The sequence below is a fragment of the Micromonospora sp. NPDC047644 genome (assembly GCF_040704315.1).
Taxonomy (GTDB): domain Bacteria; phylum Actinomycetota; class Actinomycetes; order Mycobacteriales; family Micromonosporaceae; genus Micromonospora.
Window position 1 is genome coordinate 1 of sequence record NZ_JBEYSY010000018.1, and the last position, 25,482, is coordinate 25,482.

The window sequence follows — 25,482 nt, forward strand, 5'->3', positions numbered from 1 at the left end:
GCGGCAAGCGACGGCCCGTAGGGTGCGGCGGAGGTCGTGGGAGTCAGGGTTTCCGGGGAGCCCGGCCGGCGCAGGGATCAAGCCTGACCGCCCGGAGCCGGCCGGGCTGCCCCGAAACCCCCCACGGCAACCAGAGGCGGGCCGAGATCGGCAGAAGCAGGGACGAGGCGTGGGCCGACGCGGTGAGAAAGATCAGCCGAGGGCTGGCCGTAGCGGTGGACTACGGGCACCTGATCGGCGACCGACCCGTGGACGGGACGTTGACCGGGTACCGGGGTGGGCGGCAGGTGCCTCCGGTGCCCGACGGGTCGAGTGATGTCACCGCGCACGTGGCCATGGACTCGGTCGCCTCCGCCGGTGCGGCGGTCGCCCGGTGCGCGTACTCCCTGGTGTTGCAGCGGGAGGCGCTGCGGGCGCTCGGGGCCGACGGCGGGCGACCACCGCTCAGCCTGGCCGGCACCGACCCGGTCGGCTACGTGCGGGCGCTGGCCGCCGCGTCGACGGTGGCCGAGCTGACCGACCCGGCCGGGCTCGGCGGGCACTGGTGGCTGCGCCAGCCGGTCGGCATCCCGCTCCGGCCGGCCGTGGCACGATGACGGGCATGACCACCGACGCCGGGGACCTCCGTGAACTGACCGTCGGCACCGGGGCCGGACTGATCCCCGGCACCGGTGATCAGCAACTCGGCACCGACATGGTGCTGAACATCGGTCCGCAGCACCCCTCCACCCACGGCGTGCTGCGATTGAAACTGGTGCTCGACGGCGAACGGGTGGTCGCCTGCGAACCGATCGTCGGCTACATGCACCGGGGGGCGGAGAAGCTCTTCGAGGTGCGTGACTACCGGCAGATCATCGTGCTGGCCAACCGGCACGACTGGCTCTCGGCGTTCTCCAACGAGCTGGGTGTGGTGCTCGCCGTGGAACGCCTGATGGGCATGGAGGTGCCGGAGCGGGCCACCTGGCTGCGAATGGCCCTCGCCGAGCTGAACCGGGTGCTGAACCACCTGATGTTCCTCGGCTCGTACCCGTTGGAGATCGGGGCGATCACGCCGATCTTCTACGCCTTCCGGGAACGCGAGACCATCCAGGCGGTGATGGAGGAGGTCTCCGGTGGCCGGATCCACTACATGTTCAACCGGGTGGGTGGCCTCAAGGAAGAGGTCCCGTACGGGTGGACCGGGCGGGCCCGCGCCGCGATCGGCGAGGTACGCCGCCGGTTGCCCGACCTGGACCACCTGATCCGGCGTAACGAGATCTTCCTGGCCCGCACCGTCGGCGTGGGCGTGCTGTCCGCCGCGGACGCCGCCGCGTTCGGCGCGTCCGGGCCGGTGGCCCGCGCGTCCGGGCTCGACCTGGACCTGCGTCGCGACGACCCCTACCTGGCCTACGACGAGCTGGACGTGCCGGTGGTCACCAAGACCGCCGGCGACTGCCACGCCCGCTTCGAGGTGCTGCTCGACCAGGTGTACGCGTCACTGGACCTCGCCGAGCAGTGCCTCGACCGGGTGGACCGGCTGACCGGGCCGATCAACACCCGGCTGCCGAAGGTGCTCAAGGCGCCGGAGGGGCACACGTACGCCTGGACGGAGAACCCGCTCGGCATCAACGGCTACTACCTGGTGTCGCGGGGTGAGAAGACGCCGTGGCGGTTGAAGCTGCGCACCGCCTCGTACGCGAACGTGCAGGCGTTGGCCACCCTGCTCCCCGGCTGCCTGGTCCCCGACCTGATCGCGATCCTCGGCTCGATGTTCTTCGTGGTCGGCGACATCGACAAGTGACCCGAGTCGCCTGAGCGGTCACCGCCAGCGGTCGGTGGGCGGCGCGCCCCCGGCACGCGGTACGTCGTCCTGCGGCGGGTAGCCGTAACGCTCGTCGACCCGCCGCCGGCCGGTCCGTTCCGGCGCAGGTTCCGGCTGGTGGCCGCGTTGGCGCGGTGGGCGCCACTCCTCCGGCACCGGCACACCGCCCACCTGCAGCGCGGGCCTTCCCGGCTCGGCCCGCCGACCACCGTCGTGGCGACGCGGCTCCCCGTACCGGCCGGCGTCCTCGTAGCGGCCGGTGTCCTCGTGACGGCGCGGCTCCTCGTAGCGTCCGGCGTCCTCGTGACGGCGCGGCTCCTCGTGGCGGACGGCGGCCCAGCGGTCGGCCACCCGGTACTCGGTGCCGGTGGCGTCGGCGTGCACCTCGGCCCGACGTTCGCCGACGCGCAGCTCTCGACCGTTCTCGTCGTCGCGGACGGCAGCCCACCGGTCACCGGCCCGCAGCTGGGACCAGTACTCGCCGGTGTCGTCGGCCCGCAACGGCGGCCCCGCCTGCGGCGCCGGGGCACCCGCCCGGTCGCGCTGCTCCGACCAGCCCCGATCGTCCGGGCTGTCCCAGGATTCCGCCGTCGGCCTCTCCGAGCTGCGGTGTGACCGGCCCGCCGGGGCCGGCTCGTCGGGCTGGGCATACCCGTCGCGCCGATCCGTCCACTCCGGTTCGTCGCGGCGGCCCGTCCAGCCCGCCTCGTCGCCGTACCCGGCTCGGGGGTGCTGCTCCGGCTCGCTCCTCCGGCCAGCCGGGCGGGCAGGCTGATCGGCGTCGCCGCCCCGGGTCCACTCCTGCGCGGGCGGGGTCCACTGGCCGGCGTACCCGCCGCCGTAGCGCCCGGCCGGCTCGGCCGGACCGCCGTCCACCACCGTGTGCCGGGTGGTGACGTGCACGGTCTCGGTGTGCCGGACCACGCCACCCGAGCGGTGCGCCGTCTCGGGGCGGTCGTGCTCCCGGGGGCGAGCTGAGCCGTACGCGGTGGCGGCCGGTCGTTCCCCGCCGTACCTGCCGGAGGCGGCCGGCGGCTCGGCGGCCTCCCGGGCGTACGCCGGCTCGTCGTCGTCCGGCTGCCCGGAGCGCCCCCACCGGGGTGCGTCGTCGGGGCCGGAAACCCGGGCGCGGCCGGCCGGCGCGTCGGCCCGGTCAGGGGCCACCGGCGGTTCGTCCACCGGCGGCTCGACGGCGGCCACCCGAGCCCGTCCGGCGCCGGCCGGCTCGACGGCCGAGGCGGCACCGGCGAGGGCGGCACCAGTGGCGTCGAGACGACGGCGCAACGCCGTGATCCCCTCCTGGGCCCGTTGCGCCTGGTCCAGTGCCTGGTTACCGCGCTGGGCGGCGGCCACGATCTCGCCGCGCAACTCCCGACGCAGCTCCTCGATCTCGTCCAGCAATTCGTCGGTCCTCGCCGAGGCGCCCTCGTTGTCGGGCCGCAGCGCGATGGAGAGGCCGATCAGCACCACCGCCAGGATGGCCAGCACTGCGGCGAAACGCAACGGAGCATTGCCGTCGGCCACCAGCAGGATCAGCGCCGCCACCGGCGCGAGAGCGACGCCCGCCCAGAAGAGCATGGTCAGCAGCGGTGGTTGACGCCGGGCGTCAGGGGTGGCCGGGGCTGGCATGGATGTGCAGCCTACCGACGATGTCCGGCAGAGGGAACGGGGTCCCCGGGACGCGAGGACGCCCCCGCCCGGTCGGGCGGGGGCGTCCTCGACACGTACGGAAAGGGCTCAGCTGGTGGCGAAGGCGCCGTCCGAGGAGAAGATCAGACCCACGCTGATCGAGCCGTCGCGGAGCCCGCTCTTGGTCAGCGGCCCACCCTGGTCCAGGGAGGAGAACTTGCCGACCGACAGGCCGTAGGTCTTCTCCAGGCCCGGCTTGCAGAACGGACGCTGCTCGCACTCCGGCGGGCCACCCAGCACCGTCGCGCTGCCGGAGCACTTCGCCGCCAACTCGGAGAGGGTCCGCACGCCGTACTTGTCGGCGAAGGCCTGGGTCACCGCGAAGGCGTTCTGGTCCTGCGCGGCGGCCGGGGTGCCGAAGGTGAGGCCCGCCTTGTCGCCCTCGGTCTTCAACGCGGTCACCGTCGTGTTGACGTCCGGCGAGGAGATCGGCTGGGCGTTCGGACCGTTGGCCTTGGTGTTGAGGAACTCGGCCATCGTCGCCGCGTACTCCGGGACGACCTGGATCTCGCCCTTCTCCAGAGCCGGCGCGTAGAGCTCCCGGTTGCCGATCTGCTGCACCTTGACCTGGTAGCCGGCGGCGCCGAGCGCGATCCGGTACAGCTCGCCCAGGATCTGGCTCTCGGCGAAGTTGCCGGCGCCCACGGTGATGTCGCCACCCGGGCCCTTCGCGATGCCCGCGGTGAGGTTGTTCGCGCTGGCGAACTCCTCCGCCGCCACCTTGGGGGTCTTGCGGTCCTCGTTGACGGCCTTGTTGAGCTGGATCAGCTTCGGGGTGTCGAGGGCGGCGGAGACCTTGTCCAGTGCGGCGATCAGCTGCGGGTTGGCCGCCTTGCTGTTGACCGCGGGAATGACGTTGTCGGAGTTCTGGAGCTTCTTGTCGTCCTGCAGAGCGATCAGCTGCTGGCCGGCGACCGGGGCGCACCCGGCGCCGGAGGCGCTCGTCTGGGGTGCGTCGGTGCCGGACGAGCCGGCGTCACCGCAGCCGGTGAGCAGTGCTGCCCCGGCGACGGCGCTGACCGCCCCGATCGCCAGACGTGTACGTGCGCGCATGTGCCCGCCTTCCGTGTCCCGGCGCGGCCCGTCCCGGGCCGGCCGCGTGTCCGACGGGCGATCCTGACTGTCGGCCGCCCGCGAATGTCCACCCAACATGCTCCGGAACCGACCGACAACTTGAGATGGACTTCGTCACCCCATCGTCACCGAACTGACGGCTGTGGGTCGCCAGCTCGACGCGGGCTCACCCGGACGGGTCAGGCGCTCCCGGTGGCGTCGGCGGCCCGGGGTCGCCCGAGGCGCTGCCGCCCACGCCGCAGCGGCTTGGGGGTGACCAGCCGTTCGACGCCGCCGAGGACCGCCTCGGCCAGCAGCGCGAGCCCGGCCACCAGCACACCACCGGCGAGGATCTGCCCACCGCCGGCCGCGATACCGATGCCGAAGCCGGTCCGGATGATCTGGCCCAGGCCGCCGCCGTTGACGAAGGAGGCCAGCGCCGCGGTCGCGATCACCTGGACCGCCGCGGTGCGGAAGCCGGCCGCCAGATAGGGCACCGCGAGCGGCAACTCCACCCGGCGCAACAGCTGCCCGCCGGACAGGCCCATCCCCCGGGCCGCGTCGCGGGCCTCCGGGTCCACCTGCCGCACCCCGGTGTACGCGTTGGCCAGCAGCGGTGGCACGGCGAAGACGGCGAGCGCCACCACGACCGGTGTCTTCCCGAAGCCGCTGGCGAAGACCACCGGGAGGATGGTCAGCAACGCCAGAGTGGGGATGGCCAGGGTGGCATTGGAGATCAGCACCACGAGGCCACCACCTCGACCGAGGTGCCCCAACCAGAGCCCGAGCGGCCAGGCCACCAGGCAGCCGAGCGCCACGGCCAGGGCGGAGATCGTCAGGTGCTCGCCGAGCCGGTCCAACATGCCACCGGGGTTGGTCCAGTTCAGTGGGTCGTTGATCCAGGTGACGGCCTGACCGATCGGGTTCTCCGCGACGGTCACCGTGCCCTCCGGGTGGACCAGGGGGTCACCAGTCGGGCGACCAGGATGAGCAACAGGTCGAGCACGACCGCGAGCGCCACGCAGAGCAGTGCGGCCGTCATGATCTCGGCCTTGTAGAGGTTGTTCTGGAAGCCCGCGAAGATGAGCTGCCCGAGCCCGCCGTGCCCGACCAGCACCCCGACCGTGACCAACGCCACCGTCGAGACGGTCGCCAGCCGTACGCCGGTCACGATGCCCGGCAACGCCAGCGGGAGGTCGATCCGGAACAGCCGCCTCCAGCGGCCGTAACCCATGCCCTCGGCGGCCTCGCGAACCTCCGGGGGCACCTGGTTGAGGCCGGCCACCACGTTGCGCACGATCAGCAGCAGCGCGTAGAGGACCAGCCCGACCAGCACCGTGGTCGCACCGGTGCCCAGGTAGGGGGCGATGAACGCGAAGAGCGCCAACGACGGAATGGTGTAGACCACCCCGCTGACAGCGAGGATCGGACCGGCGAGCGGACGGACCCAGTACGCCAGCACGGACAACGGCAGGGCGATCAGCACCGCGATCAACACCGCTCGCCCGGTGAGGGAGGCGTGTTCGCGCACCGCGGCGAGGATCGTGTCAGAGTTGTCCCGCACGTACTGCCAGGAGAACCAGGGGTTACCCGGGTCGGCCCGGTAGCTCAGGCGGAAGGACATACGTGGACGTTACCCCGGAGGCTGCCGGCGTGGCCCAATCCCCTCGCGCGGCGTCGATCTCCCTGGAGGGCATCCAGAAGCGCTACCCGAATGGCACCGAAGCTGTCCGGGACCTCAGCCTGGAGGTTCGGGCCGGCGAGTTGGTGGTGCTGATCGGCCCGTCCGGCTGCGGCAAGTCGACGGTGCTGCGGATGATCAATCGCCTCATCGAACCGACCGCCGGTCGCATCACGCTCGGCGACGAGGACGTCACGAACGTCGACCCGGTGCGACTGCGCCGTCGCATCGGATACGTGATTCAGAACGTCGGCCTCTTTCCACACCAGACCGTGCGGGCCAACGTGGCCACCGTGCCGGGCCTGCTCCGCTGGCCCAAGGGCCAGACCCGGGCCCGGGTCGACGAACTGCTCGACCTGGTCGGGCTGGACCCGGCCGAGTTCGGCGGTCGCTACCCGCACGAGCTGTCGGGTGGCCAGCGGCAGCGGGTCGGGGTGGCCCGGGCGCTCGCCGCCGACCCGGTGGTGCTGTTGATGGACGAGCCGTTCTCGGCCGTCGACCCGATCGTCCGGGCCCGCCTCCAGGAAGAGTTCCTGCGCCTCCAGGCCGAGGTACGCAAGACGATCGTGCTGGTCACCCACGACCTCGACGAGGCGGTCCGACTCGGTGACCGGATCGCCGTCCTCTCCGAGGGCGGGCACCTGGAGCAGTACGACACCCCCGCCGCGCTGCTCGGCGCACCCGCCACCGCGTTCGTACGCGAGTTCGTCGGCGCCGACCGGGGCATCCGCCGGTTGGCGGTCACCCCGCTCGACCGGGAGGCGCTGGAGCCGGTGCCCGAGGACGCCGCACCGGACCTGCCCACCGTCGCCGTGGACGCCTCGGCGTACGACGCGTTGGCGGTCCTGCTCACCTCGGGCCAGGACCGGCTCCTCGTGACCGACGCCGGCCGGCCGGTGGGCGCGCTCAGCCGGCAGCGCCTCCTCGACCTCGGCCGCCCGAACAGCTGACCCCGGCGCACGCACGACCGTCGCGCCTGGCCCCACCACGGTGCGGTCAGGCGCGTCGGCCGAGGTGGGTCAGGCGCGACCTCCGACGTGGGGTCAGGCGCGATGGCCGAGGCTGGCGATGCCGATGATCCACCCGGTCAGGAAGCCGTAGCCGGCGCCGGCGCTGGCGTCCTGAAGGGCCCCCAGCAGTGACGGTGTCGGGCCGAGCAGCGCCGCCAACACCCCGGCCAGCCCGCCAGCCAGCACGTACGCGGCCCAGCCGGAGAAGAACTGGCTGACCGGGCCGGGCACCCGGGCGACCTGGGCGGCGGGCAACAGGTAGAGCAGCGCCACCGCGAGGACCACCAGCAGCACGGCTCGCAGGTCGGCGGCGAACAACCCGCCGGCCTGCCCGTCCGCGTCGAGCCGCCAGGCCGGCCAGGCGAGCAGGCGGGCGTAGAAGGCCCCGGCCGACTCCGGGTCGGTCAGGGTGACGGCCCAGCCGGTGTACGCCGGACTCCCGCAGATGCCGACCAGCAGCAGCACGGCGAGCGCGCCGGTGCCGGCGGCCGTGCCGTAGCGGCTGACCGGGCCGGAACGGTGGACGAACGACGCGATGCGCCCAGGCCCCGAACCGGTGGCTCGGGCGGACCTGGGCTGCCCCGAGCGGCTCAGTGCTTCATCAGGTAGTCGATGAAGGCGGCCCGCAGCAGCGGCGCCGACTCCTCGTAGCCGTGACCGGTCAGCTCCCGCCACAGCGCGTTGGCCTCGTCGATCGTCGGGCCGATCGAGTTCGGGGCGCCATCCAGCACCGTTGCCTCGTCCGCGTTCGGCAGGTGGCGGAGCACCGACCAGAAGAAGCCCACGTCCCGATGGTCCCGGGCTCGGGCGAACGCCCGCTCCCGCAACTCCTCGGTGGACAGCGCGTCAAGCTCCTCGAACGTGGTTCCGCCCGGGGTGGCGGCAGGTGAGTCGGTCATGTCGCCGAGCCTAACGGTCGAGATCAGCTCCGGCTCGGCGGACGCGGCGCGGCTCACCGCTCGTCGGTGTCCCACCGGCGCGGGCCGTCCTCCCACCGCGGATCCCGCCACGGGTCGATCGGCTGCGGTGCGGCCTGGGTCGGCAGCGTGGGAGGCCAGTTGTCGACGGACTGCGGCTGCGGTGTGGTCCAGCCCGAGCTGATCGTGCCGTCGCTGACCGGCTCGGGCCGCTCAGGCCTGCCCGGTCGGGGCCGCCCGAGCGTCTCGACCAGCCGGGTGGCCAGCAGCCCGACGCCGAGCGCGGCCCCACCGATCACCCAGTTGCTCAGCGTCCAGCCGCGCTCCGGCGCGTACACCTGGAAGACGGTGACCAGGCCGACCGCCAACAGCGTGCCGAACACGCCGCCGCGGCGGCCGTACGCGCTGGTGCCGGCGAGCAGGGCCACGCCGATGGCCAGCACCGTCCAGTCCAGGCCCGAGGTGGGCGCTACCGGCCCGGGGTCGTTGGCGGCGAGCAGCACGCCGGCCAGTGCGGCCAGCACCGTGGAGACGACGAGCGCGGCGGCGGTCACCGCGGCGGCCACCGCGCCCCGCCGACGGGCCGGGTCGGCGATCGGTCGGTATCGGCCGACGAGCCGGCGGATCGCCCGGATCGCGCCGAACAGCCCACCCAGGACGGCCACCGCGGCGAACCCGGCGAACAGGTAACCGGCGCTGCCGCTGGGGTCGTAGTCGCCCTGCACCAGCACGGGCGCCGATCGGCGTTCGATGAACACCACCACGGCGGCGGCACCGGCCAGGCTGGCCGCCCAGCCGGGCACGTGCAGCACCACCACGGCCAGCGCCAGCGCCAGCCCGCCCACCGCGGCGACCGCCACGGCCGGGCCGAGCGACGCCGTCAGGCCCCGGTCACCCTGCTCGGCGTAGTGCAGGGCGGCGGCCACCGCGACCGGACCGACGGCCAGGTTCGGCGCGGCCGTCCGCAGGCTCAGCCCTGCGGCCACTGCGAGCAACCCCAGCCCGACCGCGTCGATCAGCAGCGTGCGCAGGTTGCCGTCGCGCACGGCGGCCGGGTCCTCCCGCCAGAGCAGCCAGCTCACGGCGGCCAGCCCGGCCAGCAGCAGCAGCTCCCACCCCAGGTGTACGCCGATTCGATCCCGACCGGGCTCACCGTGGGTGGGATCGTCGAAGACGTTGTCCAGGACGGCGGCCGGCACCCCGGACGAGGGTTCGGCCGACCGGTCCCGGCCCGCTTCTTCGTAACCCATGACGCCGCCTCCCCAGTGGCCGGCCGTCCCCAGTCCGGCGCACGGACGGACCCTGGGCGGCCCTTGCTCCCCGATCGCAAGGCACCGTACCCGCGACCGCAGCCGGGCGTAACCCCCTGCTCAGCGCTGGCCGGGGCGGCTCTCCCGGGGGTCCTGCTCGCGCTCGTCGTCCGGGCGTTCCGGCACCCGGCAGGAGCGCTCCAACCAGAGCGCGGCGCCGACCAGGGCCAGTGAGGCGAGCAGGCCTCCACCGGCGGCCGGTCGATCGTCCAGGGCGGCGCGGGTGGTCTCCACGAAGAGCCAGCCGGTGAGCCCCGCGTAGAAGCCCGCGAAGATCGCGGCGGCCAGCGCCGACGCCTTGGCCAGCACCACGAAGCGGGCGACCAGCAGCGGGTTGACCGGCTCCCGACCCGGTTTGCGCTCGATCCGGCCCCGGGTGTTGATCGCGGCGTACGCCTCCAGCACGGCGAGCCCGGCCAGCGTCACCACCGGCAGCCAGGGCAGCCGGGGAATCCCGCTGTAGTAGAGGGTGCTGATCAGCAGCCAGGCCACCGCCGCCGCAGCCAGGCCGGCCACGACCAGGGTCGAGATCCGGGTGGGGCCCATCCGCGACCCGTCCGGGCCCGACCCGCGGGGTGGGGGCTTCGCCTGCGTCATGCCGGCCGGTTCCGCTCGGTCATGCCGTCGACTCTAACGCCAACTCCGGCCGGGGACGCAGTTCCAACGCCCCGTCCGCGGCAGGGCCGGTGGTCAGCAGGTCGGTCAGCCAGCCGTGACCGGGCAGCCGACCGTACGGCTGGATGTCGATCCACGGGCGCAGCACGAAGGCCCGCAGGTGCGCCCGGGGATGCGGCAGGGTCAACTCCTCCTCGTCGCTGAGCACCGGCTCGTCGTCGTCGCCCCAGACCGCGATCACGTCCACGTCGAGGGTGCGCGGCCCGAACCGCCGCTGCGGGTCACGGACCCGTCCGGCCGCGCGCTCCGCGTCGCGGGCCCGCTCCAGCCAGTCGCGCGGGGTCGCGCTCGCGTCCTGCACGAGCACCACCGCGTTGAGGTACGCGGGCTGATCGGTGTCGCCCCACGGTGGAGTCTCGTACACCCCGGAGAGCACGAGCACCGTGTCGCCGAGGGTGGCGACGGCCGTACGCAGGTGCTCCAGGCGGTCGCCCAGGTTGCTGCCGAGCGAGAGAACCGCCCGGGTCACCGGTTACGCCTCCGGGTCATGGTGACGGCCACATCGGTGAAGGTGTGCGGCACCGGCGCCTCCGGCTTGTGCACGGTGACCGTCGCGGCGTCGACCCGAACGTCCGCCAGGCAGACCGCGAGGAGCCGGTCCGCCAGGGTCTCGATCAGGTTGACCGGCTCGCCGGTCACCACCGCGACCAGGCGCTCGGCCAGCTCGCCGTAGTGCACCGTGGCGGCAACGTCGTCACTGGCGGCGGCCGGGCCGAGGTCCAACTCCAGGACGGCGTCTACCACGAAGTCCTGCCCCTGAGCGCGTTCGAAGTCGTACACCCCGTGCCGGCCGCGCGCCCGCAGGCCGGTCAGCTGGATCCGGTCCGTCGTCATCGCCGTACCCCATGCTCGTGATCGTTTTGCGTCAGCTTCCTGTCGTGCGGCGGCACGGCCAGGCGGGGGCTGCCGGTCGCCGCCCAGACGGCCAGCGCGTCGGCGGTGGCCCGCACGTCGTGCACGCGGACGCCCCAGGCTCCCGCGGCGATCGCCAGCACACTGGTGGCCACGGTGGCCGCCTCCCGCTGGGCGGTCGGTCGCGGCGTGCCGTCCGCGGCGGCGAGCAACCCACCGAGGTACGACTTGCGGCTCGCCCCGAAGAGCAGCGGGTAGCCGAGATCGAGCAACTCCGGCAGGCGGGCGCTGAGCTCCCAGTTGTGCGCGGCCGTCTTGGCGAAGCCGAGCCCGGGGTCGACGACGAGGCGGTCGGCGGCCACCCCGGCGGCCAGCGCCGTGTCGATCCGTTGGGACAGTTCGGCCCGCACGTCGGCCACCACGTCCGTGTAGGTGGCCAGATCGCGCATCGCACGGGAGTGCCCGCGCCAGTGCATCAGCACCCAGGGGCAGCCCGCGTCGCGGACCACCCGGGCCATGTCCGGGTCGGCCAGACCACCGGAGACGTCGTTGACCACCGTTGCGCCGGCGGCCAGGGCGGCCTCCGCGACCCGCGCACGGCTGGTGTCGACGCTGACCGCCACCCCGGCGGCGGTCAGCTCGCGAATGACCGGCAACACCCGCTCGGCCTCGGTCTGGGCGTCGATCCGCGCCGCGCCCGGACGGGTCGACTCGCCACCGATGTCGACCAGGTGCGCTCCGGCGTCCCGTAGACGGACGCCGTGTCCGACGGCGGCGTCCAGGTCGGCGTACCGTCCGCCGTCGGAGAAGGAGTCCGGTGTGACGTTGAGGACGCCCATCACCACCGGGCCCGAAGCCCGCACCAGATCGGTCACGACTAGACGGTACCGGTCGCGGCGACGGCACCCGGCGGCCCGGGTGGGCTCCGCACCACCACCCCTGACGTGCCGATTAGAACAGGTGTACGATCGGTCATCCGGGCAGTATCCGGCAGTCCCTTCGCGGCTTGTCGCAATCCGGGGCGGCCCGTACGCTTTGGAATTGGCCAGCATTGAGATGGCGAAGCTTGGAGGGAGGGCCGAAGCGGGGGAAATCCGTCCAAACCTCGCCACCCTCCGTGGTGAGTAACGAACACAGGGTCAAGAACGCCATGCCCTGTGGAGCACTTTTCCCGCCAGGCTTGCCTATTGCACCGCCGCGGCACCGCCGGCCGCGCTATGGGGAGGTTCCAGTGATCGCCTACGAGCTCATGGAGACGGCGTCGTCCGGCGTCGCCCACGCGCTCTCCACCCTGGCGTCGGCTCCACTCGCGGAGCCGGCACCGAAGGGGATCGACACCAACGGTGTCGTCACCTTCTTCGCCAGCAAGATCGCGCCGATCCTGCTCGCCGTCCTGGGCGTCATCTTCATCGGCCGTGCCAGCCGAGGCGAGATCTCCAAGGTGCTGACCAGCTCCGCGATCGCCATCGTCGGGCTCGCCTTCATAGCGGGCGCGGCAACACTCTTCTTCGTCGGCGATTACCTGATCGACCTGATCTTCGAATAGGCGCGTTCACCAGATGCGGCTCCGCACCGACGACGACATCTACCGGGCCCGCCTGGTCTACCTCGGGCCGCCCGGTTACACCCTTCCGGTCCACCTGCCCTACGCCCAGTACGGGCTCTTCATGCTGCTGGTCCCCCTCTATATGTTCATCCACTGGCTGTTCACGTTGACGGTCGAGCTCTTCCCCGCCTGGGAGATCGCGCTCGCCATCGTGACCACGTCGTTCATCTTCCGGCACGTCGACCCCGATCGGCCGGCGCGGGTGGTCATCCGCACCGCGCTGACCGACTGGCGACGCACCCGGGAGCCGGCGGTCGAGCAGCGCGATCCGCGCCTGGTCGGCAGCCGGATCAGGATTCGGGAGGAACTGGCATGACCGGACGTATGTCGAACGGCCCGTCGCAGGACGCGGACCTGGGTCTGCCGACAGCCGCCGAGGCGATCGCATGAGCCGCTCCTCCACGCCGGGCTCCCCGGCCGGCCGCCCGGGCGCACCAGTTGGTCACCGTGCGCACTCGTTCGACTACACGGAGGACGAGGACGAGGCGGCCCTCGACCCCGCGCTGGTGACGTCACCCGGCCACGGCGCCGTCGGCGTGTTCCAGGCACCCCGGCCGGTTCCCCGCCGGACGCCACCGGCCGAGCCCACCGCGGTGTCGGCCGGCGAGAACGCCGACATCGACTCCCCCTTCCTGGACCTCTTCGGCGGCGGAGGGCGACCCGGCACGGCTCGGGCCGTCACCGCCGGCCCGAGCACCCGCGAGCAACCGGCGATCCCGCACCAGCCGCCACCAACCGCCAGCCCGGCACCCGCTCGCGCGGTCCCCGAACTGGAGCCACCGTGGACGCCCGCCGACCAGCCAGGCGGCAACGGCCGACCCGTCGAGCCACGGCACGGCGGCGGCCACCCGGCCAGCGAGTCCCGGGTGCCGCACCAGGCTGGCGATCGACGGCCCCTGCTGCGTCCGTCCGATGAGCCCGACCCGTCCGCGACCGCCGGCCCCGCCCGCCGACCCGCCAGCACCGCGCCGGGTGGCCGCTCCTCAGCGACGCCCGCGGCCCGACCGGCGGCGCAAGCGCAGCCCCAGCCGACGGCCGCCGCCAGCCGGTCCACGGCTCCGCCGGAGCAGCCGGCCATGATCACATCTGCGGATCGGCCAGCTCTCGAGCGCACGGCGCGGCGGACGACCGAGCCGGACCGACCCCGGAGCACCGGCAAGGAGGTCGCCGCACCCCGGCAACGCGCAACGAGTCGACCGGACCGGCCGATCAAACCGACCCGGGTACGCGCTCCGAAGATCAAGTTCGGGGATCGGGATCCGTCGGTCGAGCTGGCCATCACCGAGATCGCCGGCCACCTCACCTTCACCCCGAACACCGTCACCGCCTGGTACTGGCTTCCCGAGGTCCGCTGGGCGTTCCGGCCGGACGCCGAACGTGAGGCGCTGCTGTCGGCCATCTCCGAGCAGTACGCCGGCCTGGCCGGCTTCCGACTGCACCTACGCCGCACCACCCGGCCGTTCCCCGCCGACGAGTGGGCTCGCACCATCGACACCCACACCTCGGCACCGCTGCCCGACGTCCCCGGCACCACCGGCTGGGCCGACCACCTGGTCGCCGCCCAACGCCACCTGATGGCGGTCAACCACGCCGAGGGTCAGACCTACCTCGGTGTCACCTTCGCCCGGCGTTCCCTCGGCGACTCACTCACCGAGCGGCTGCTGCGCACCTTCGGGCGAGGCACCGCCGACGGCGAGCGCCGTAAGCTCGGCCGCACCGTCGAACAGTTCGACGAGGTGCTCGGGGCATTCGGCATGCGCGGCCGACGGGTCACCGCCCAGGAGCTGGAATGGCTGCTCTACCGCTCGGTGGCGCTGTGCATGTCGCCGCCGAGCACCCTCTCCCCCGTCACCGACGGGCGCTGGGAGCGCGGCGACCTGCTGGCCATGACCGAACAGGTCGAGCGCTACCGCACCCCGTACGGCTCGACGGTCAAGCTGGTCAACCGGATGACCGGCGAGGAGCGGCACGTGGCCGTGCTCGCGGTCGGCCGGATGGAGCCGCTGGAGATCCCCGAACGACACGAGCCGTGGCTGCACTTCCACGAGCGGCTGCCCTGGCCGATGGAGATCTCCACCCGCGTCGACATCCTCGGCTCCGGCGACTCCTTCCGTAACCTGGAACACCGGCTGCGGATGATCCGCTCGCAACAGCTCGACTACGCCGAACACGGCATCGACGCACCCCCGGAGCTGGAACGACTGGCCAAGCGCGCCCTGGTGATCGGCGACGAGATGACCACCGGCCTCCCGGTCGACTCGGCCCGCGCGCACGGCTGGCACCGGATCGCGGTCGGCGGCCGGACCAGGGAGGAATGCCTGGAGCGGGCCCGCCGGCTCATCCAGCTCTACTCCCGGGAGCTGCGCATCTCGCTGCAGCACCCGAAGAACCAGGACTGGCTGGCCCGCGAGTTCATCCCCGGCGAACCGATCGCCAACACCGGCTACGTGCGTCGCATGCCGGTGCCGCTGCTCGCCGCCGCGCTCCCCCAGGCCGCGTCCAACGTGGGCGACCGGCGGGGCGACCTGATCGGCCGTACCGCCGGCACCTGCCGCCGCCCGGTCTTCCTCGACCTGCACTTCCCCATGGAGGTCCGGGAACGCTCCGGGCTCGCGGTCTTCGTCGCCGAGCCAGGCGGCGGCAAGTCCACCCTGCTCGGCGCCCTGGGCTACCTGGCCGCCCGCCGAGGTGTCCAGGTGACCCTGCTCGACCCGTCCGGCCCACTGGCCCGCCTCTGCGCGATGCCCGAGCTGCGGCCGTACTCCCGGGTGTTGAACCTGACCGGCTCGGAACACGGCACCCTGGCGCCCTACTCGCTCATCCCGACGCCGCTGCGCTCCGAGTTCGGCAGCGGGGCCGCCGGTGACCGAGAGTTCGAGATCGCCGTCTCCAATGCCCGAGCCGAGCGGCGGATGCTGGTCCAGGACATCTGCATGATGCTCGTTCCACCGCAGGTGGCCAGGGAGGCGTCGACCGCCACCCTCTTCCGACACGCGGTCCGCCAGGTCCCCGCCGAGGAGACCTCCACCCTGGACGACGTGGTGAGCTGCCTCGGGCGGCTCGACGACGACGCCGGCAAGGAACTGGCCAACCTCCTGCTGGACACCGCCGAGATGCCACTGGCCATGCTCTTCTTCGGCCGACCGCCGGAAGGGCTGCTCGGTGCCGACGCGGCACTCACCGTGATCACCATGGCCGGGCTGCGGTTGCCCGACCTCAAGATCGAACGCGAGTACTGGTCAGCCGAGGAGGCACTGGCCCTGCCGATGCTGCACACCGCGCACCGGCTCGCCGTCCGGCGCTGCTACGGCGGCTCGATGTCATCCCGCAAACTCGTCGGCCTCGACGAGGCGCACTTCATGGAAGGCTGGCGGTCCGGGCGTTCCTTCCTGGTCCGACTCGCCCGCGACTCCCGCAAGTGGAACCTGGCCGCACTGGTCGCCTCCCAGAACCCCCGCGACATCCTCGGCCTCGACGTGCAGAACCTCGTCTCCACCGTCTTCGTCGGCCGCATCGCCGAGGACGCCGAGATCGCCTCCGAAGCGCTACGACTGCTGCGGGTGCCGGTCAACGACGGGTACGAGGCCACCCTCGCCTCGCTCTCCGCCGCCGACGCCAGCTCGTCCAGCCGACTCGGCTTCCGCGAGTTCGTGATGCGCGACGTCGACGGGCGGGTGCAGAAGGTCCGCGTCGACGTCTCGTACGTCGAAGGGCTGCTGGACCACCTCGACACGACGCCAGCCGCGATCGCCGCGGCGGCCGGAGTCCTGCCGAGCATCCCCCTGCCGGATCTGGAGGCGTGACATGGCTAGGGCCTGGGCAAGGACCGCGTCGTTCCTGCTCGCCCTTGGCGTACTGGCCGGGGCCACCCTCACCTGGCCGCTGATCGGCGCGGAGGCCGCAGCCGCCGCACCGCCCACCGCCCAGGCCCGCGCCGACCTCTGCACGACCGCCGAATGGCAAGCCGACTTCCGCGCCTGCGTGGCAAAGCTGCAGGCGATCAGTGAAGACCAAGTCACTTGCCGCAACGCACCAACCCCGGGTACGCCGGACTCCGGGCTTGCCGGCTGGTTCGCCGCCGCGCCACCGACGGAGGCCGCGAATGGAGTAGCTGGTCGGTACAGCCTCTATGGCTACGGCGGCTACAGCTATAACACCTATGACATCGACGGTGGTTGCGCCTCGAGCGTGCTTCATCCGGACTACAAGTTCACCACGACAATCGCCAATGGCGAGTTCATGGCCGCAACGGCGATCATCGGTGCATCAAATGCGCTCAGGGAGCGCGCCTGGGACCCCGGTTCGATGTGGGGATGGGCTGACCCGCTTGTCGAACAGGCGACCAAAGCCGTGTACCAGAAGGTTTTCAGCGTCTTCGGAATCGTCACCCTGTGTGTCGTAGGACTCTATCTGCTCTGGCGGTCCCGACAATCAGACATGAGCAACGCGATGACCACCGCGGGCTGGGCACTGCTGGTGATGGTCGCGGTCACGGCGTTGGCCGCGTGGCCGGTCAAGTCAGCGAATATCGCCGACGGCGCACTTGTGACCGGCCTGGGAGTGGTGCATGACGCCGTTGGGCCGCAGGCAAAGGAGCCGGACCCTGGGCGGTGCATCGACCCTGACCGCTGCAAGGATCTTCGAACCCCTGCCGTCCGCGCCAGCGACACCGCTACCGAGACAATGCTGTATCGGAATTGGCTCCGCGGAGTGCTCGGCTCGGCCGACAGTGAGACCGCTCGTAAGTACGGTCCGGCGCTCTACGACGCCAAGGCGCTCTCCTGGGAGGAGGCGGAGAAGCTACGCGCCAACCCGGCTACTCGACCAGCGACGATCAAGGCGAAGCAGCAGCAGTGGGCGCGGGTGGCCCAGCAGATTAAGACCGAGGACCCAGAGGCGTACGAATACCTCCAGGGCATACGCGATATGGATCGAGTGGGCGCAGGTTTCATCGCCGTGCTCGCGGCTCTACTTTTCGCGATGTTCGACCTGACCGCGTCGCTACTGGTACTGCTGGGTTTCCTGATCTTCCGGTGGGCGGTGATTGCGGCACCAATCCTGGGCACCATCGGTTTGCTTCGACCGGCCAGCGCCGGCCTGCGGCGATTGGCGAACGCCGTGGTCGCCGCGCTGTTCAACATCGCCATCTTCGGCACCGGGGCAGCCATCTACCTGTTCGCCGTCGACCTGATCATGAGCACTCCCACCATGCCGGGTTGGCTGCAGGTGGTGCTGGTCTGGCTCTGCGGGGTGGTCGGGTGGCTGCTGCTGCGGCCGTACCGGAGGATCACGCAACTCGGCGGCAAGGACAGCAGCGAAGCGGTCAGTTCGGCCGGATCCTGGCACCGCCGGTTCTTCCGCGACATGCGGACCGCCGCTCGGCTGGACGTAGCCGAGCCGGGCGGCACCGCCGAGCCGGTGGGCGGACGTCGACGGTCACCCGACGCGGAACAGACCCGACTGCGCCCGGAGGCGCGGCGGGAGGACCCGGCCCCGGTGCCGACGGCTGCGGCCGAGGACCGACGCGCAGACACGGTGCGCCCCGACGGCCGAGAGCGGCCCGACGAGGCGCCGTCGGAGGAGGGCAAAGGTCGGACCCGCCCAACCGCCCCGCAGCCCCGCCGTCGACAGCCGGCGACCTGGACCGAGCCAGATGTTCCGGCTGAAAACCCGTCCTTCGTGGTCTACCGCCCAGGCTCCACCGAACGTGTTCCGGATCGCACCGGACCTCGGGTGCGCTCAGAGGCGAGGTGACGGCGATGCGACGGGCGCTGGAATTCCTCTTCACCCGGGCGTTGCGGTCCCGGCTGGGCGTTGCACTCGTGATCGGGGTGGTGGTCGTCGGTGTGCTCGGGGCGGCCAGGCTGATCTCCAGCCCGGGTGACTCGGCTGACGGATTGAGTAGCCGTCCGGATGGGCCGATCATCACGGTGGACCCGACGGCCGGCGACGACGGCCTGCTCAACAGCGCGGCTCCGCCGTCACCCGTGACGTCGCCCGGCGCCCGCACGCCCGAACAGACCGCCGATCGCTTCGCCAAGGCGTGGCTGGGCAGCCCCGGGATGACCACCGAAGAGTGGCAGGCTGGTCTGCGGCCACTTTCCACGCCGGCGCTGAGGGAGAAGTTGACCGGCGCCGAGCCCGAGAGCGTGCCGGCCGAGAAGGTCACCGGTCCTCCAACCATGCGAGAGCGGACCGAGACGTTCGTCGAGATGTTGCTACCCCTTGATGCCGGCGGGCTCCGGTTGGAGCTGGTCACCTCCGATGGCGGTTGGCTGGTCGACGTTCTGGACTGGGAGCGGCCATGAGCGACGTTGGTAACGTCAAGACCCGCCGCGGCCCCCTCCGGCGCGGGGTAGTTGCCGCGGTGCTCACCGGGGTGCTGCTTCTGCTCTGCTGCACCGGCGGCACTGCGGCGTTCTTCCTCACCGGGCTCGGAGGCGACGACGCCGAGAACGGCGACACCATGGCAGGCATGGAGTGCGGGCCGGTCCGAGCGGTGAACATCGGGGGCAAGCTGCCGCGATTCGCCCAGTACGGCGACACACAGGTCCGGAATGCCGCGATCATCATCAAGGTCGGCCAGGACATGGGCGTGCCTTCGCGAGGCTGGGTCGTCGCCCTCGCCACCGCGATGCAGGAGTCCGCCCTGCGCAACCTCGCCAACAGCGGCGTACCCGAATCCCTGGCCCTGCCACACGAGGGCGTTGGCGCGGACCACGACTCGCTGGGCCTGTTCCAGCAGCGCCCGGGTTGGGGCACCGTCGCCGAGCGGTTGAACCCCGCGTACGCAGCCCGCAAGTTCTACGAGAAGCTCGTGAAGGTGGGGAGCTGGCAACAACGACCACTGACGGTGGTCGCGCAGCGAGTCCAGATCAGCGCATACCCGGACGCGTACGCCAAGCACGAAGAGGTAGCCAGCCGGATCGTCGACGCACTGGCCGGTGGGGCGGCCCGCACTGTCGAGATCAACGGCAAGGCGGTGTGCAACGCGGCCGAACGCGGTCAGATCGCCGCCTCCGGTTGGACCGCGCCGATCCCCGGCGGAGTGGGCTCCGGTTTCCGCACCGCCAGTCGACCCCGTCACAACGGCGTCGACATCGGCGCGGCCAAGGGCACCGAGATCCGCGCCGCAGCGACTGGTCGGGTGTTGGTCTCCACCTGCGACGAGGACGACCGCGGCCGAGAAGACTGCAACGTGGACGGATTTCCCGGCAAGGGGGGCTGCGGCTGGTTCGTCGACCTGCTGCACGCGGGCGGCTACATCACCCGGTACTGCCACATGGTGGTGCAGCCCTTCGTCAAGAAGGATCAGATCGTGACAGCCGGTCAGGTGATCGGCAAGGTCGGCAGCAGTGGCAACTCCTCCGGCCCGCACCTGCACTTCGAGGTGCACCTGCGCAACGACCGTAACGCGTCTGGCGCGGTGAACCCGGTTCCGTTCATGCGCGCGCGGGGTGCCCCGCTGCGCGCCGCCGAGTGAGGCCAGCACCTGTATGACCGGGCCGTTACCTGACCCCTTCGCCGACCAGCCGGACTGGGCACCGCAGCCGCCGAGACCGCTGACCATCGTCCCCGCGACGGAGCGGGTCGAGCTACGCGGTCGTCGGGTGCTGGTCGGGCTGCCCGGGATGGGTTGGCGCGGCGACCTGCGCGCCGACGATCGGGTGGTGCAGAGCGCCCGGACCTACGTGCCGGTGATCCCCGAGCACGAGTGGTACCGGGCCGAAGCCGACCAGGTCGAGGTTTTCGCGCCGTTGGTGCCGGTGGAGCGGGTCTGGGTGGAGACCGTCGGCAGCCGTCCCGCAGTGGACGAGGCCCGGGACACGGGCATCCGCTTGGTCTCGCTGGACGGCCCGGCACACCGGACCCCCACACCGGTCTTCGAAGCGGACGCGGTCACTGGCCGACGGGTGGTGCACGTCGAGGGCGGCCTGGAGCACCGTGACCTCCGAGCGGTCACCGAGACCTACTCGGGCGCCGAAGGGGACATCTGCGTACGAGTCACACCTGAGGTGGAGTGGTACCGCTGGGCCTGGCGCGGCCAGTCACCCAGCACCCTGGAGGTGCCAGTTCATCTCTTGTGGATCGAGTGACGTCAGCCTAGTTTCACGCCGCCACAAACGCGCCAGCCCTCCTGCTTTACGACGTCAAACCGCCAAGAGTCCGTCAAGCTTTGTGGCACGCCATCCACGGTGGCGCTGCGCCGGATTACCGTCGAGACGGAGGCGGAATCACCATGAGAATCAATGTCAAGGCCACCCCAGCTAACGAGAATGGCGACGCCGAGTTGTTGTTCCCGCTCGACTAGATCGGTCCGCAGAGCGCGTAACGCCTCCAACTGTGACTCGCTCTCGCAGGTGAAGAGGTCCGCTTTGACGTCGTTGCGATCGACGAGGAACGCGCGCAGATAGTTGTCCACCACCACCTCCGGGGTGCTGCGGTCGGGTGTCGAGGCGCGGTTGTACCAGACCAGGGCGGTGGCGACCCCGCCGAGGCAGAGCAGGGCGAGCACGCCAGCGACGACCGTGAGCACCGTCCGCATTCGGCGGCGTGGCGGTTGCGGTGCCGGCGTTGCCGGGGCGGGCGGCAACTGCTCGGACGGTGTCCGCTGGGCCGGTACGCGGGAGACCTGGGAACCGGCGGGGGGCTGCACTGATTCCACCTCCTGACGTTATCGGCTGGACGCTCCGGAGCCAATGCCCCAGATCCAGCGGATCGTGACGCACCCCTACCCACCGGTGAGATCCACGACAACACCGGCGCAGCGCCGAGGCGCCTCCCGGAGGAGGACCGTCGGCTGGGATACCGTCTCTGCTCGGGGAGGGGTTGCCAACCTCGGGTAGAGGGGGTGGACGCGGTGGCCGGTCCGAAGGCTCGCACGAACCGCGCCGCAGCCCTGCACCGTCGGGCGTCGGCCGTCGTGACCGCGGCTGCCGGGATCCTGGACGAGACGCGGCCGGCTCCGGCCGATCAGCGCCGTCAGTACGAGGTGGCCGACCGGCTACGGACCGCTGCGGCCTTGCTGGCGCCAGGCTGGTCGGGTGCTGCGCTGGACTCACTCACCGTGGATTCGCCGGCCGGTGACGGTCCGCCGCCATTCGTTCGGGTCGGCACCGCAGCGCCGTTGGACGACGCTCGTTTCCCCGCGTTGGTGCCACTTGTCGGCACCGGTCACCTCAGCGTGGACGCTGACGCGCGGGAGCCACGGGTCGCGGGGTTGCTCCGGGCCGTACTTCTGCGGTTGTTGGGTGCGGCCCCGGCGGGTGCCCTGCTGATTCGCGCCGTGGATGCCACCGGGGCTGCGTTGACGCCGTTCGGGCCACTCGCGGACGCTGGCCTGTTGCCGCCACCGGCGGTGGACGTGGTGGGTCTGCGCGCGGTGCTGACCGAGGCGGAGCAGTGGGTGACGCCGGGGGCGAGTGGACGACGCCGCCATGATCGGACGCTGTTGCTGGTGGTGGCCGCGCTTCCGGAGTCGACCGGCCCGAGCGATCTGGCGCGCCTCGAGACGTTGGCCGAGCAGGGGCCTGCCGCTGGGCTGCACCTGGTGGTGGCGGGTTGGCCGCCGGCCGGGCCGTACTCGGCCCGGGCACCGCTGCCGCACACCACCGCGCTGTCGTTGCGGAATGCGTACGCGCTGCTCGGCGATCCGCCGGGGTCGTCGTTCGCCGGGCCGGGCGCTGATCCGCCGGGCGGTTTGAACTCGCCGGTCTTCGTCGAGTCGGATCCGCCGGCCGAGCTGGTCGACGCGGTCTGTCGGCGGCGCGCCGAGCAGGTGGAGGCGGGCTCCCGGTTGGCGTTGGCTGCCCTGCTGCCGCCGACTGGTGAGCGGCTGTGGGAATCGGACTCGGCCGACGGGTTGACCACGACCGTCGGCGATGCCGGGGGCCGGTCGGTGCCGTTGGGCTTCACCGAGTTGACCCCGCACTGGTTGGTGAGCGGCCGGTCCGCGGCGGGCCGGGGGGCGTTCCTGACCACCGCGTTGCTCGGCCTGGCCGCCCGGTACGGCCCGGACGACCTGGCGTTCTACCTGGCGGATCTCGGCGACGGCGAGTCCTTCGTGGAGTTCCTGCAGACCGAGCGGGACCGGTCGTGGGTTCCGCAGGTGCGCGCGGCGGCGATGGCCGCCGACCGGGAGTACGTCCGGGATCTGCTGGACGAGTTGTCGGCCGAGGTCCAGCGCCGCACGGAGGCGGGCGCTCGGGCCGGGGGGCAACGCTTCGCGGAGCTGCGTCAGCACCAACCGCTGCCCCGGATCGTCTGTGTGGTGGACAATGTGCCGCTGCTCTTCGCCGAGCGGGACCGGCTGGCCGCCGAGGTGGCCGCCCAGTTGGACGGGCTGGCCCGGGCGGGTCGGGCGTACGGCGTACACCTGGTGTTGGCGGGTGCCGGCGAGTTGGGGCTGAGCGCGCGCGCGGATGCTGGTCATCGGGATTCGGTGCTCGGGCAGTTCCCGGTGCGGGTGGCGCTGCCGGGTGGGAGTCCGGTGTTGGAGCCGACCAACGACTCGGCGGCCGGCCTACCGGTGGGCAGCGCGGTGGTGAACACGGCCGGCGGGCTCGGCGGCCCCCGGGGAGCGATCCGGGGTCACGAGAGGTTGATCCGTCACCCGGACCCGCAGGATCATCCGGAGGTCGTGGAGAAGCTGCGGCACGAGTTGTGGGCGGCCCGTCCAGCGGGTTCGGTGCCGCCGAAGGTCTTCGCGGGTTACGCCCGCCCGTTGCTGGGCAACGATCCGCGCCACCGGGCGGCGCTGGCGGGACAGGCTCACGGGCCGGCCGCCCTGCTGGGCCGGGCGGTGGACGTGGCCCGGTCGACGGTCGCCGTGCCGTTGGGGCCGGCGGCCGGGCGCAACCTAGCGGTGTTGGGGTCGGGCACCGCGGCGGGCGGGCTGTTGGCGACGGCGGCACGGAGCACGTCGGCTCACCACGCGCCGGGCACTGCCCGCTTCCTGGTGGCGGCTCCGGATCCGGGGGCCCGGGTCCTGGCGGAGGCGTTGACGGCCGATCTGGCGACCCGGCATCCGGCCGAGTTGGTGGATCTGCCGACACTGCTCGCGGACGCGGCCGACGACCTGCCGACATACCTGGTGGTCTTCGGGCTGGACCGGCCGGGTCCCCGGGAGCTGCCGGTGGACCGGCTGCGGTCGCTCCTGCGGGACGGACCGCCGACGGGGCGGCATCTGCTGGGCTGGTGGCGCGCGGTGCCGCCGTTCGCCGCGTTGTTCGAGCCGGCGGGTGAGGTCGACAAGCTGGCGGCGGTGGCCGTGCTGGACGTGCCGGTCGCGCAGCTCACGGCGGTCTTCGGTCGGCCGGTCAAGTGGCAGGTGCGCCCCGACCGGGCAGTGCTCTGGGACGGCCCGGACGAGCGGGGCACCGTCCTGGTGCCGTTCGCCGACGTGGCCGGCTGATCGGGTGGCGCACGTGGAGGGTGTCGAGGTGGATTCGATCGCGACGGTGACCGGGCCGGGACGGCAGCGGGCAGCCGCGGCGACCGGGGACCCCACGCCGCGGGCGGTCGAGCACAGCAGTGCCTGGACGGAGTATCTCGCGGCCGCCCGCCAGCTGGACGGGGTACGCCGGGGCGCGGCTGCCGCCGCCGGTGAGCAGGCCCGGTCGGCGGAGGCCGCCCGGGAGGAGTTGACGGTGCTCCGCACCGGCCTGGCGAGTCAGCAGGAACGGTTGCGCGAGTTGGGCGTACCGGCGATCTCCCTGGTGCCGTCACCGCCGGAGCTGACGGAGGCGGCCCGGTCGATGGCGGGCGGCCCGGCCGCCGTGTTGGCGGCGCTGCGGACCGCGCGGGGTTGGGCCGAGGCGGCGGACGGGGCGCTGGCGGCGCGCCGCCGGTTCCGGCCGGGGTCCTGGCCCGCGAGGGCGCGCAACCTCCTGGTGTACGGGCCGTTCGCGCTGTTGGTGCCGCTGATCCAGGTCATGGTTCTGGCGGCGACGGGGGTGGGACCGGCCACCGTGGCGGCGTTGATCTGCGGGCTGCCGATGCCGGCGGTCGCGTTCGTCGCCGGTTGGATTGGCATTGGCCGGTTGTTCCGGGTCGGCCCCACCGAGCGACTGGACCGTACGGTGCGTTTCGGCGCGTTGGTGTGCCTGGTGCCGGCGGTCCTGGCGACGGTCGGCCTGCTGCTGGCCCTGCTCGCCGGCTGACGGGCGGGACCTACCCGGCCGTGGTGCGACGGGATCTCAGCGGGGGATGATCAGCGCCATCGCCTCGGCCCGTGACTTGGAGTCCGACTGCAGGATCCCGCGTACGGCCGACGTGATGGTCTTGGCACCGGACTTCTGGATGCCGCGCATCGCCATGCACATGTGTTCGCATTCGAGCACGACGACGACGCCGCGTGGCGCAAGTTTGCTCATCAGCAGGTCGGCGACCTGTGAGGTGAGCCGTTCCTGCACCTGCGGACGACGGGCGAAGACCTCGACCAGTCGGGCCAACTTGGACAGGCCGGTGATCCGCCCGTCGGGGCCGGGAATGTAGCCGATGTGCGCGCTGCCCCGGAAGGGCAGCAGGTGGTGCTCACAGAGGCTCATCACGTCGATGTCCCGGACGATGACCAGCTCTTCGTGGTTGGCCTCGAAGGTGGTGCTGAGCACCTGGGCCGGGTCGACCCGCAGGCCGGCGAAGAGTTCGGCGTACGCGCGGGCGACCCGGGCCGGGGTCTGCTGGAGTCCGTCGCGGTCCGGGTCCTCACCGACCGCGATCAGGATCTCGCGGACGGCCTTCTCGATCCGGCCGAGGTCGACGGCGTCCTCGACGGGGCGGCCGGTCAGTTTGCCGCTGATCAGCCGCGCGGCCACGTAGTCCAGCTCGTCGTCGCCGTCGGGTTCGGTCGCGGAGACGGCCAGCTCCCGGTGTGGGGAGCTGGCCGTC

General features: G+C 72.2%; 25 protein-coding genes. 12 read left to right on the forward strand and 13 right to left on the reverse strand.

The features are described 5' to 3' along the window. Together AB0877_RS26395 and AB0877_RS26400 are read left to right on the forward strand one after the other, a co-directional pair. The coding region (locus tag AB0877_RS26395; protein ID WP_366612204.1) for an SAM-dependent methyltransferase at positions 1–596 on the forward strand (596 nt) is incomplete at its 5' end. Next, positions 593–1,780, forward strand: a complete 1,188-nt coding sequence (locus AB0877_RS26400) for an NADH-quinone oxidoreductase subunit D (RefSeq protein WP_355005951.1) — start codon at positions 593–595, stop codon at positions 1,778–1,780. The genes AB0877_RS26395 and AB0877_RS26400, both read left to right, overlap by 4 nt. Positions 1,781–1,798: 18 nt before the next feature. On the opposite strand, the gene AB0877_RS26405 is transcribed toward AB0877_RS26400, so the two are convergent. From AB0877_RS26405 to AB0877_RS26420, 4 genes are all read right to left on the reverse strand, one after another. Continuing rightward, positions 1,799–3,430, reverse strand: a complete 1,632-nt coding sequence (locus tag AB0877_RS26405; RefSeq protein WP_366612206.1) for a hypothetical protein — start codon at positions 3,428–3,430, stop codon at positions 1,799–1,801. Positions 3,431–3,538: 108 nt separating this feature from the next. Further along, positions 3,539–4,543: a glycine betaine ABC transporter substrate-binding protein gene (locus AB0877_RS26410; protein WP_366612207.1), complete on the reverse strand. Its 1,005-nt coding sequence runs from the start codon at positions 4,541–4,543 to the stop codon at positions 3,539–3,541. A gap of 200 nt (positions 4,544–4,743) precedes the next feature. Beyond that, positions 4,744–5,484, reverse strand: coding sequence for an ABC transporter permease (locus AB0877_RS26415; protein ID WP_366612209.1), 741 nt, complete (start codon positions 5,482–5,484; stop codon positions 4,744–4,746). Beyond that, a complete protein-coding gene (locus tag AB0877_RS26420; RefSeq protein WP_091403225.1) occupies positions 5,481–6,167 on the reverse strand; it encodes an ABC transporter permease in 687 nt (228 codons plus the stop codon). The genes AB0877_RS26415 and AB0877_RS26420 overlap by 4 nt, the downstream gene beginning before the upstream one ends. A 29-nt stretch (positions 6,168–6,196) precedes the next feature. Here AB0877_RS26420 and AB0877_RS26425 point away from each other — a divergent pair, with 29 nt between their 5' ends. Beyond that, positions 6,197–7,174, forward strand: coding sequence for an ATP-binding cassette domain-containing protein (locus AB0877_RS26425; RefSeq protein ID WP_366612210.1), 978 nt, complete (start codon positions 6,197–6,199; stop codon positions 7,172–7,174). 93 nt (positions 7,175–7,267) lie between these two features. Here AB0877_RS26425 and AB0877_RS26430 read toward each other — a convergent pair whose 3' ends face one another. The 7 genes from AB0877_RS26430 to folP all read right to left on the reverse strand — a co-directional run bounded on the left by AB0877_RS26430 (position 7,268) and on the right by folP (position 11,863). Beyond that, positions 7,268–7,699, reverse strand: a complete 432-nt coding sequence (locus tag AB0877_RS26430; RefSeq protein ID WP_366612212.1) for a hypothetical protein — start codon at positions 7,697–7,699, stop codon at positions 7,268–7,270. Between the two features lie 125 nt (positions 7,700–7,824). Then, positions 7,825–8,133, reverse strand: coding sequence for a hypothetical protein (locus AB0877_RS26435; protein ID WP_366612215.1), 309 nt, complete (start codon positions 8,131–8,133; stop codon positions 7,825–7,827). 53 nt (positions 8,134–8,186) lie between these two features. Further along, positions 8,187–9,401, reverse strand: coding sequence for an ABC transporter permease (locus AB0877_RS26440; RefSeq protein WP_366612217.1), 1,215 nt, complete (start codon positions 9,399–9,401; stop codon positions 8,187–8,189). Between the two features lie 120 nt (positions 9,402–9,521). Next, on the reverse strand, positions 9,522–10,058 hold the full coding sequence (locus AB0877_RS26445; RefSeq protein ID WP_238667218.1) for a DUF3180 domain-containing protein: 537 nt from the start codon (positions 10,056–10,058) through the stop codon (positions 9,522–9,524). A 19-nt stretch (positions 10,059–10,077) separates the two neighbouring features. After that, the gene (folK, locus tag AB0877_RS26450) at positions 10,078–10,605 is read right to left on the reverse strand and encodes a 2-amino-4-hydroxy-6-hydroxymethyldihydropteridine diphosphokinase (protein ID WP_366612219.1); all 528 of its coding nucleotides are present in this window, start codon (positions 10,603–10,605) and stop codon (positions 10,078–10,080) included. Then, positions 10,602–10,970, reverse strand: coding sequence for a dihydroneopterin aldolase (folB, locus tag AB0877_RS26455; RefSeq protein ID WP_366612220.1), 369 nt, complete (start codon positions 10,968–10,970; stop codon positions 10,602–10,604). The genes folK and folB overlap by 4 nt, the downstream gene beginning before the upstream one ends. Then, on the reverse strand, positions 10,967–11,863 hold the full coding sequence (folP, locus tag AB0877_RS26460) for a dihydropteroate synthase (RefSeq protein ID WP_366612222.1): 897 nt from the start codon (positions 11,861–11,863) through the stop codon (positions 10,967–10,969). The genes folB and folP overlap by 4 nt, the downstream gene beginning before the upstream one ends. 356 nt (positions 11,864–12,219) lie before the next feature. Here folP and AB0877_RS26465 point away from each other — a divergent pair, with 356 nt between their 5' ends. From AB0877_RS26465 to AB0877_RS26495, 7 genes are all read left to right on the forward strand, one after another. After that, on the forward strand, positions 12,220–12,534 hold the full coding sequence (locus AB0877_RS26465) for a hypothetical protein (RefSeq protein ID WP_366612224.1): 315 nt from the start codon (positions 12,220–12,222) through the stop codon (positions 12,532–12,534). 13 nt (positions 12,535–12,547) lie between these two features. After that, positions 12,548–12,910, forward strand: a complete 363-nt coding sequence (locus AB0877_RS26470; protein WP_053654782.1) for a hypothetical protein — start codon at positions 12,548–12,550, stop codon at positions 12,908–12,910. 70 nt (positions 12,911–12,980) lie between these two features. Beyond that, complete coding sequence (locus AB0877_RS26475) at positions 12,981–16,397, forward strand: ATP-binding protein (protein ID WP_366612225.1); 3,417 nt, start codon at positions 12,981–12,983, stop codon at positions 16,395–16,397. A gap of 1 nt (position 16,398) precedes the next feature. After that, positions 16,399–18,348 (forward strand): MFS transporter, encoded by a 1,950-nt coding sequence (locus AB0877_RS26480; RefSeq protein ID WP_366612226.1) that lies wholly within the window; start codon positions 16,399–16,401, stop codon positions 18,346–18,348. Next, positions 18,345–18,902 carry a hypothetical protein gene (locus tag AB0877_RS26485; protein ID WP_366612228.1) on the forward strand — a complete coding sequence of 186 codons (558 nt, stop codon included), beginning with the start codon at positions 18,345–18,347 and terminating at the stop codon, positions 18,900–18,902. Before AB0877_RS26480 ends, AB0877_RS26485 begins: the two co-directional genes overlap by 4 nt. Then, positions 18,899–20,077 (forward strand): M23 family metallopeptidase, encoded by a 1,179-nt coding sequence (locus AB0877_RS26490; RefSeq protein ID WP_366612230.1) that lies wholly within the window; start codon positions 18,899–18,901, stop codon positions 20,075–20,077. Before AB0877_RS26485 ends, AB0877_RS26490 begins: the two co-directional genes overlap by 4 nt. 13 nt (positions 20,078–20,090) lie before the next feature. After that, positions 20,091–20,690, forward strand: a complete 600-nt coding sequence (locus AB0877_RS26495) for a hypothetical protein (protein ID WP_366612232.1) — start codon at positions 20,091–20,093, stop codon at positions 20,688–20,690. A gap of 2 nt (positions 20,691–20,692) precedes the next feature. Here AB0877_RS26495 and AB0877_RS26500 read toward each other — a convergent pair whose 3' ends face one another. Then, a complete protein-coding gene (locus AB0877_RS26500; RefSeq protein ID WP_366612382.1) occupies positions 20,693–21,250 on the reverse strand; it encodes a hypothetical protein in 558 nt (185 codons plus the stop codon). A 195-nt stretch (positions 21,251–21,445) separates the two neighbouring features. Here AB0877_RS26500 and AB0877_RS26505 point away from each other — a divergent pair, with 195 nt between their 5' ends. Then, positions 21,446–24,007 (forward strand): FtsK/SpoIIIE domain-containing protein, encoded by a 2,562-nt coding sequence (locus tag AB0877_RS26505; RefSeq protein WP_366612234.1) that lies wholly within the window; start codon positions 21,446–21,448, stop codon positions 24,005–24,007. A gap of 28 nt (positions 24,008–24,035) precedes the next feature. After that, positions 24,036–24,755, forward strand: a complete 720-nt coding sequence (locus AB0877_RS26510) for a hypothetical protein (RefSeq protein ID WP_366612236.1) — start codon at positions 24,036–24,038, stop codon at positions 24,753–24,755. Between the two features lie 36 nt (positions 24,756–24,791). On the opposite strand, the gene folE is transcribed toward AB0877_RS26510, so the two are convergent. After that, positions 24,792–25,457, reverse strand: a complete 666-nt coding sequence (gene folE / locus AB0877_RS26515) for a GTP cyclohydrolase I FolE (protein WP_091403265.1) — start codon at positions 25,455–25,457, stop codon at positions 24,792–24,794. Positions 25,458–25,482: the final 25 nt, after the last annotated feature.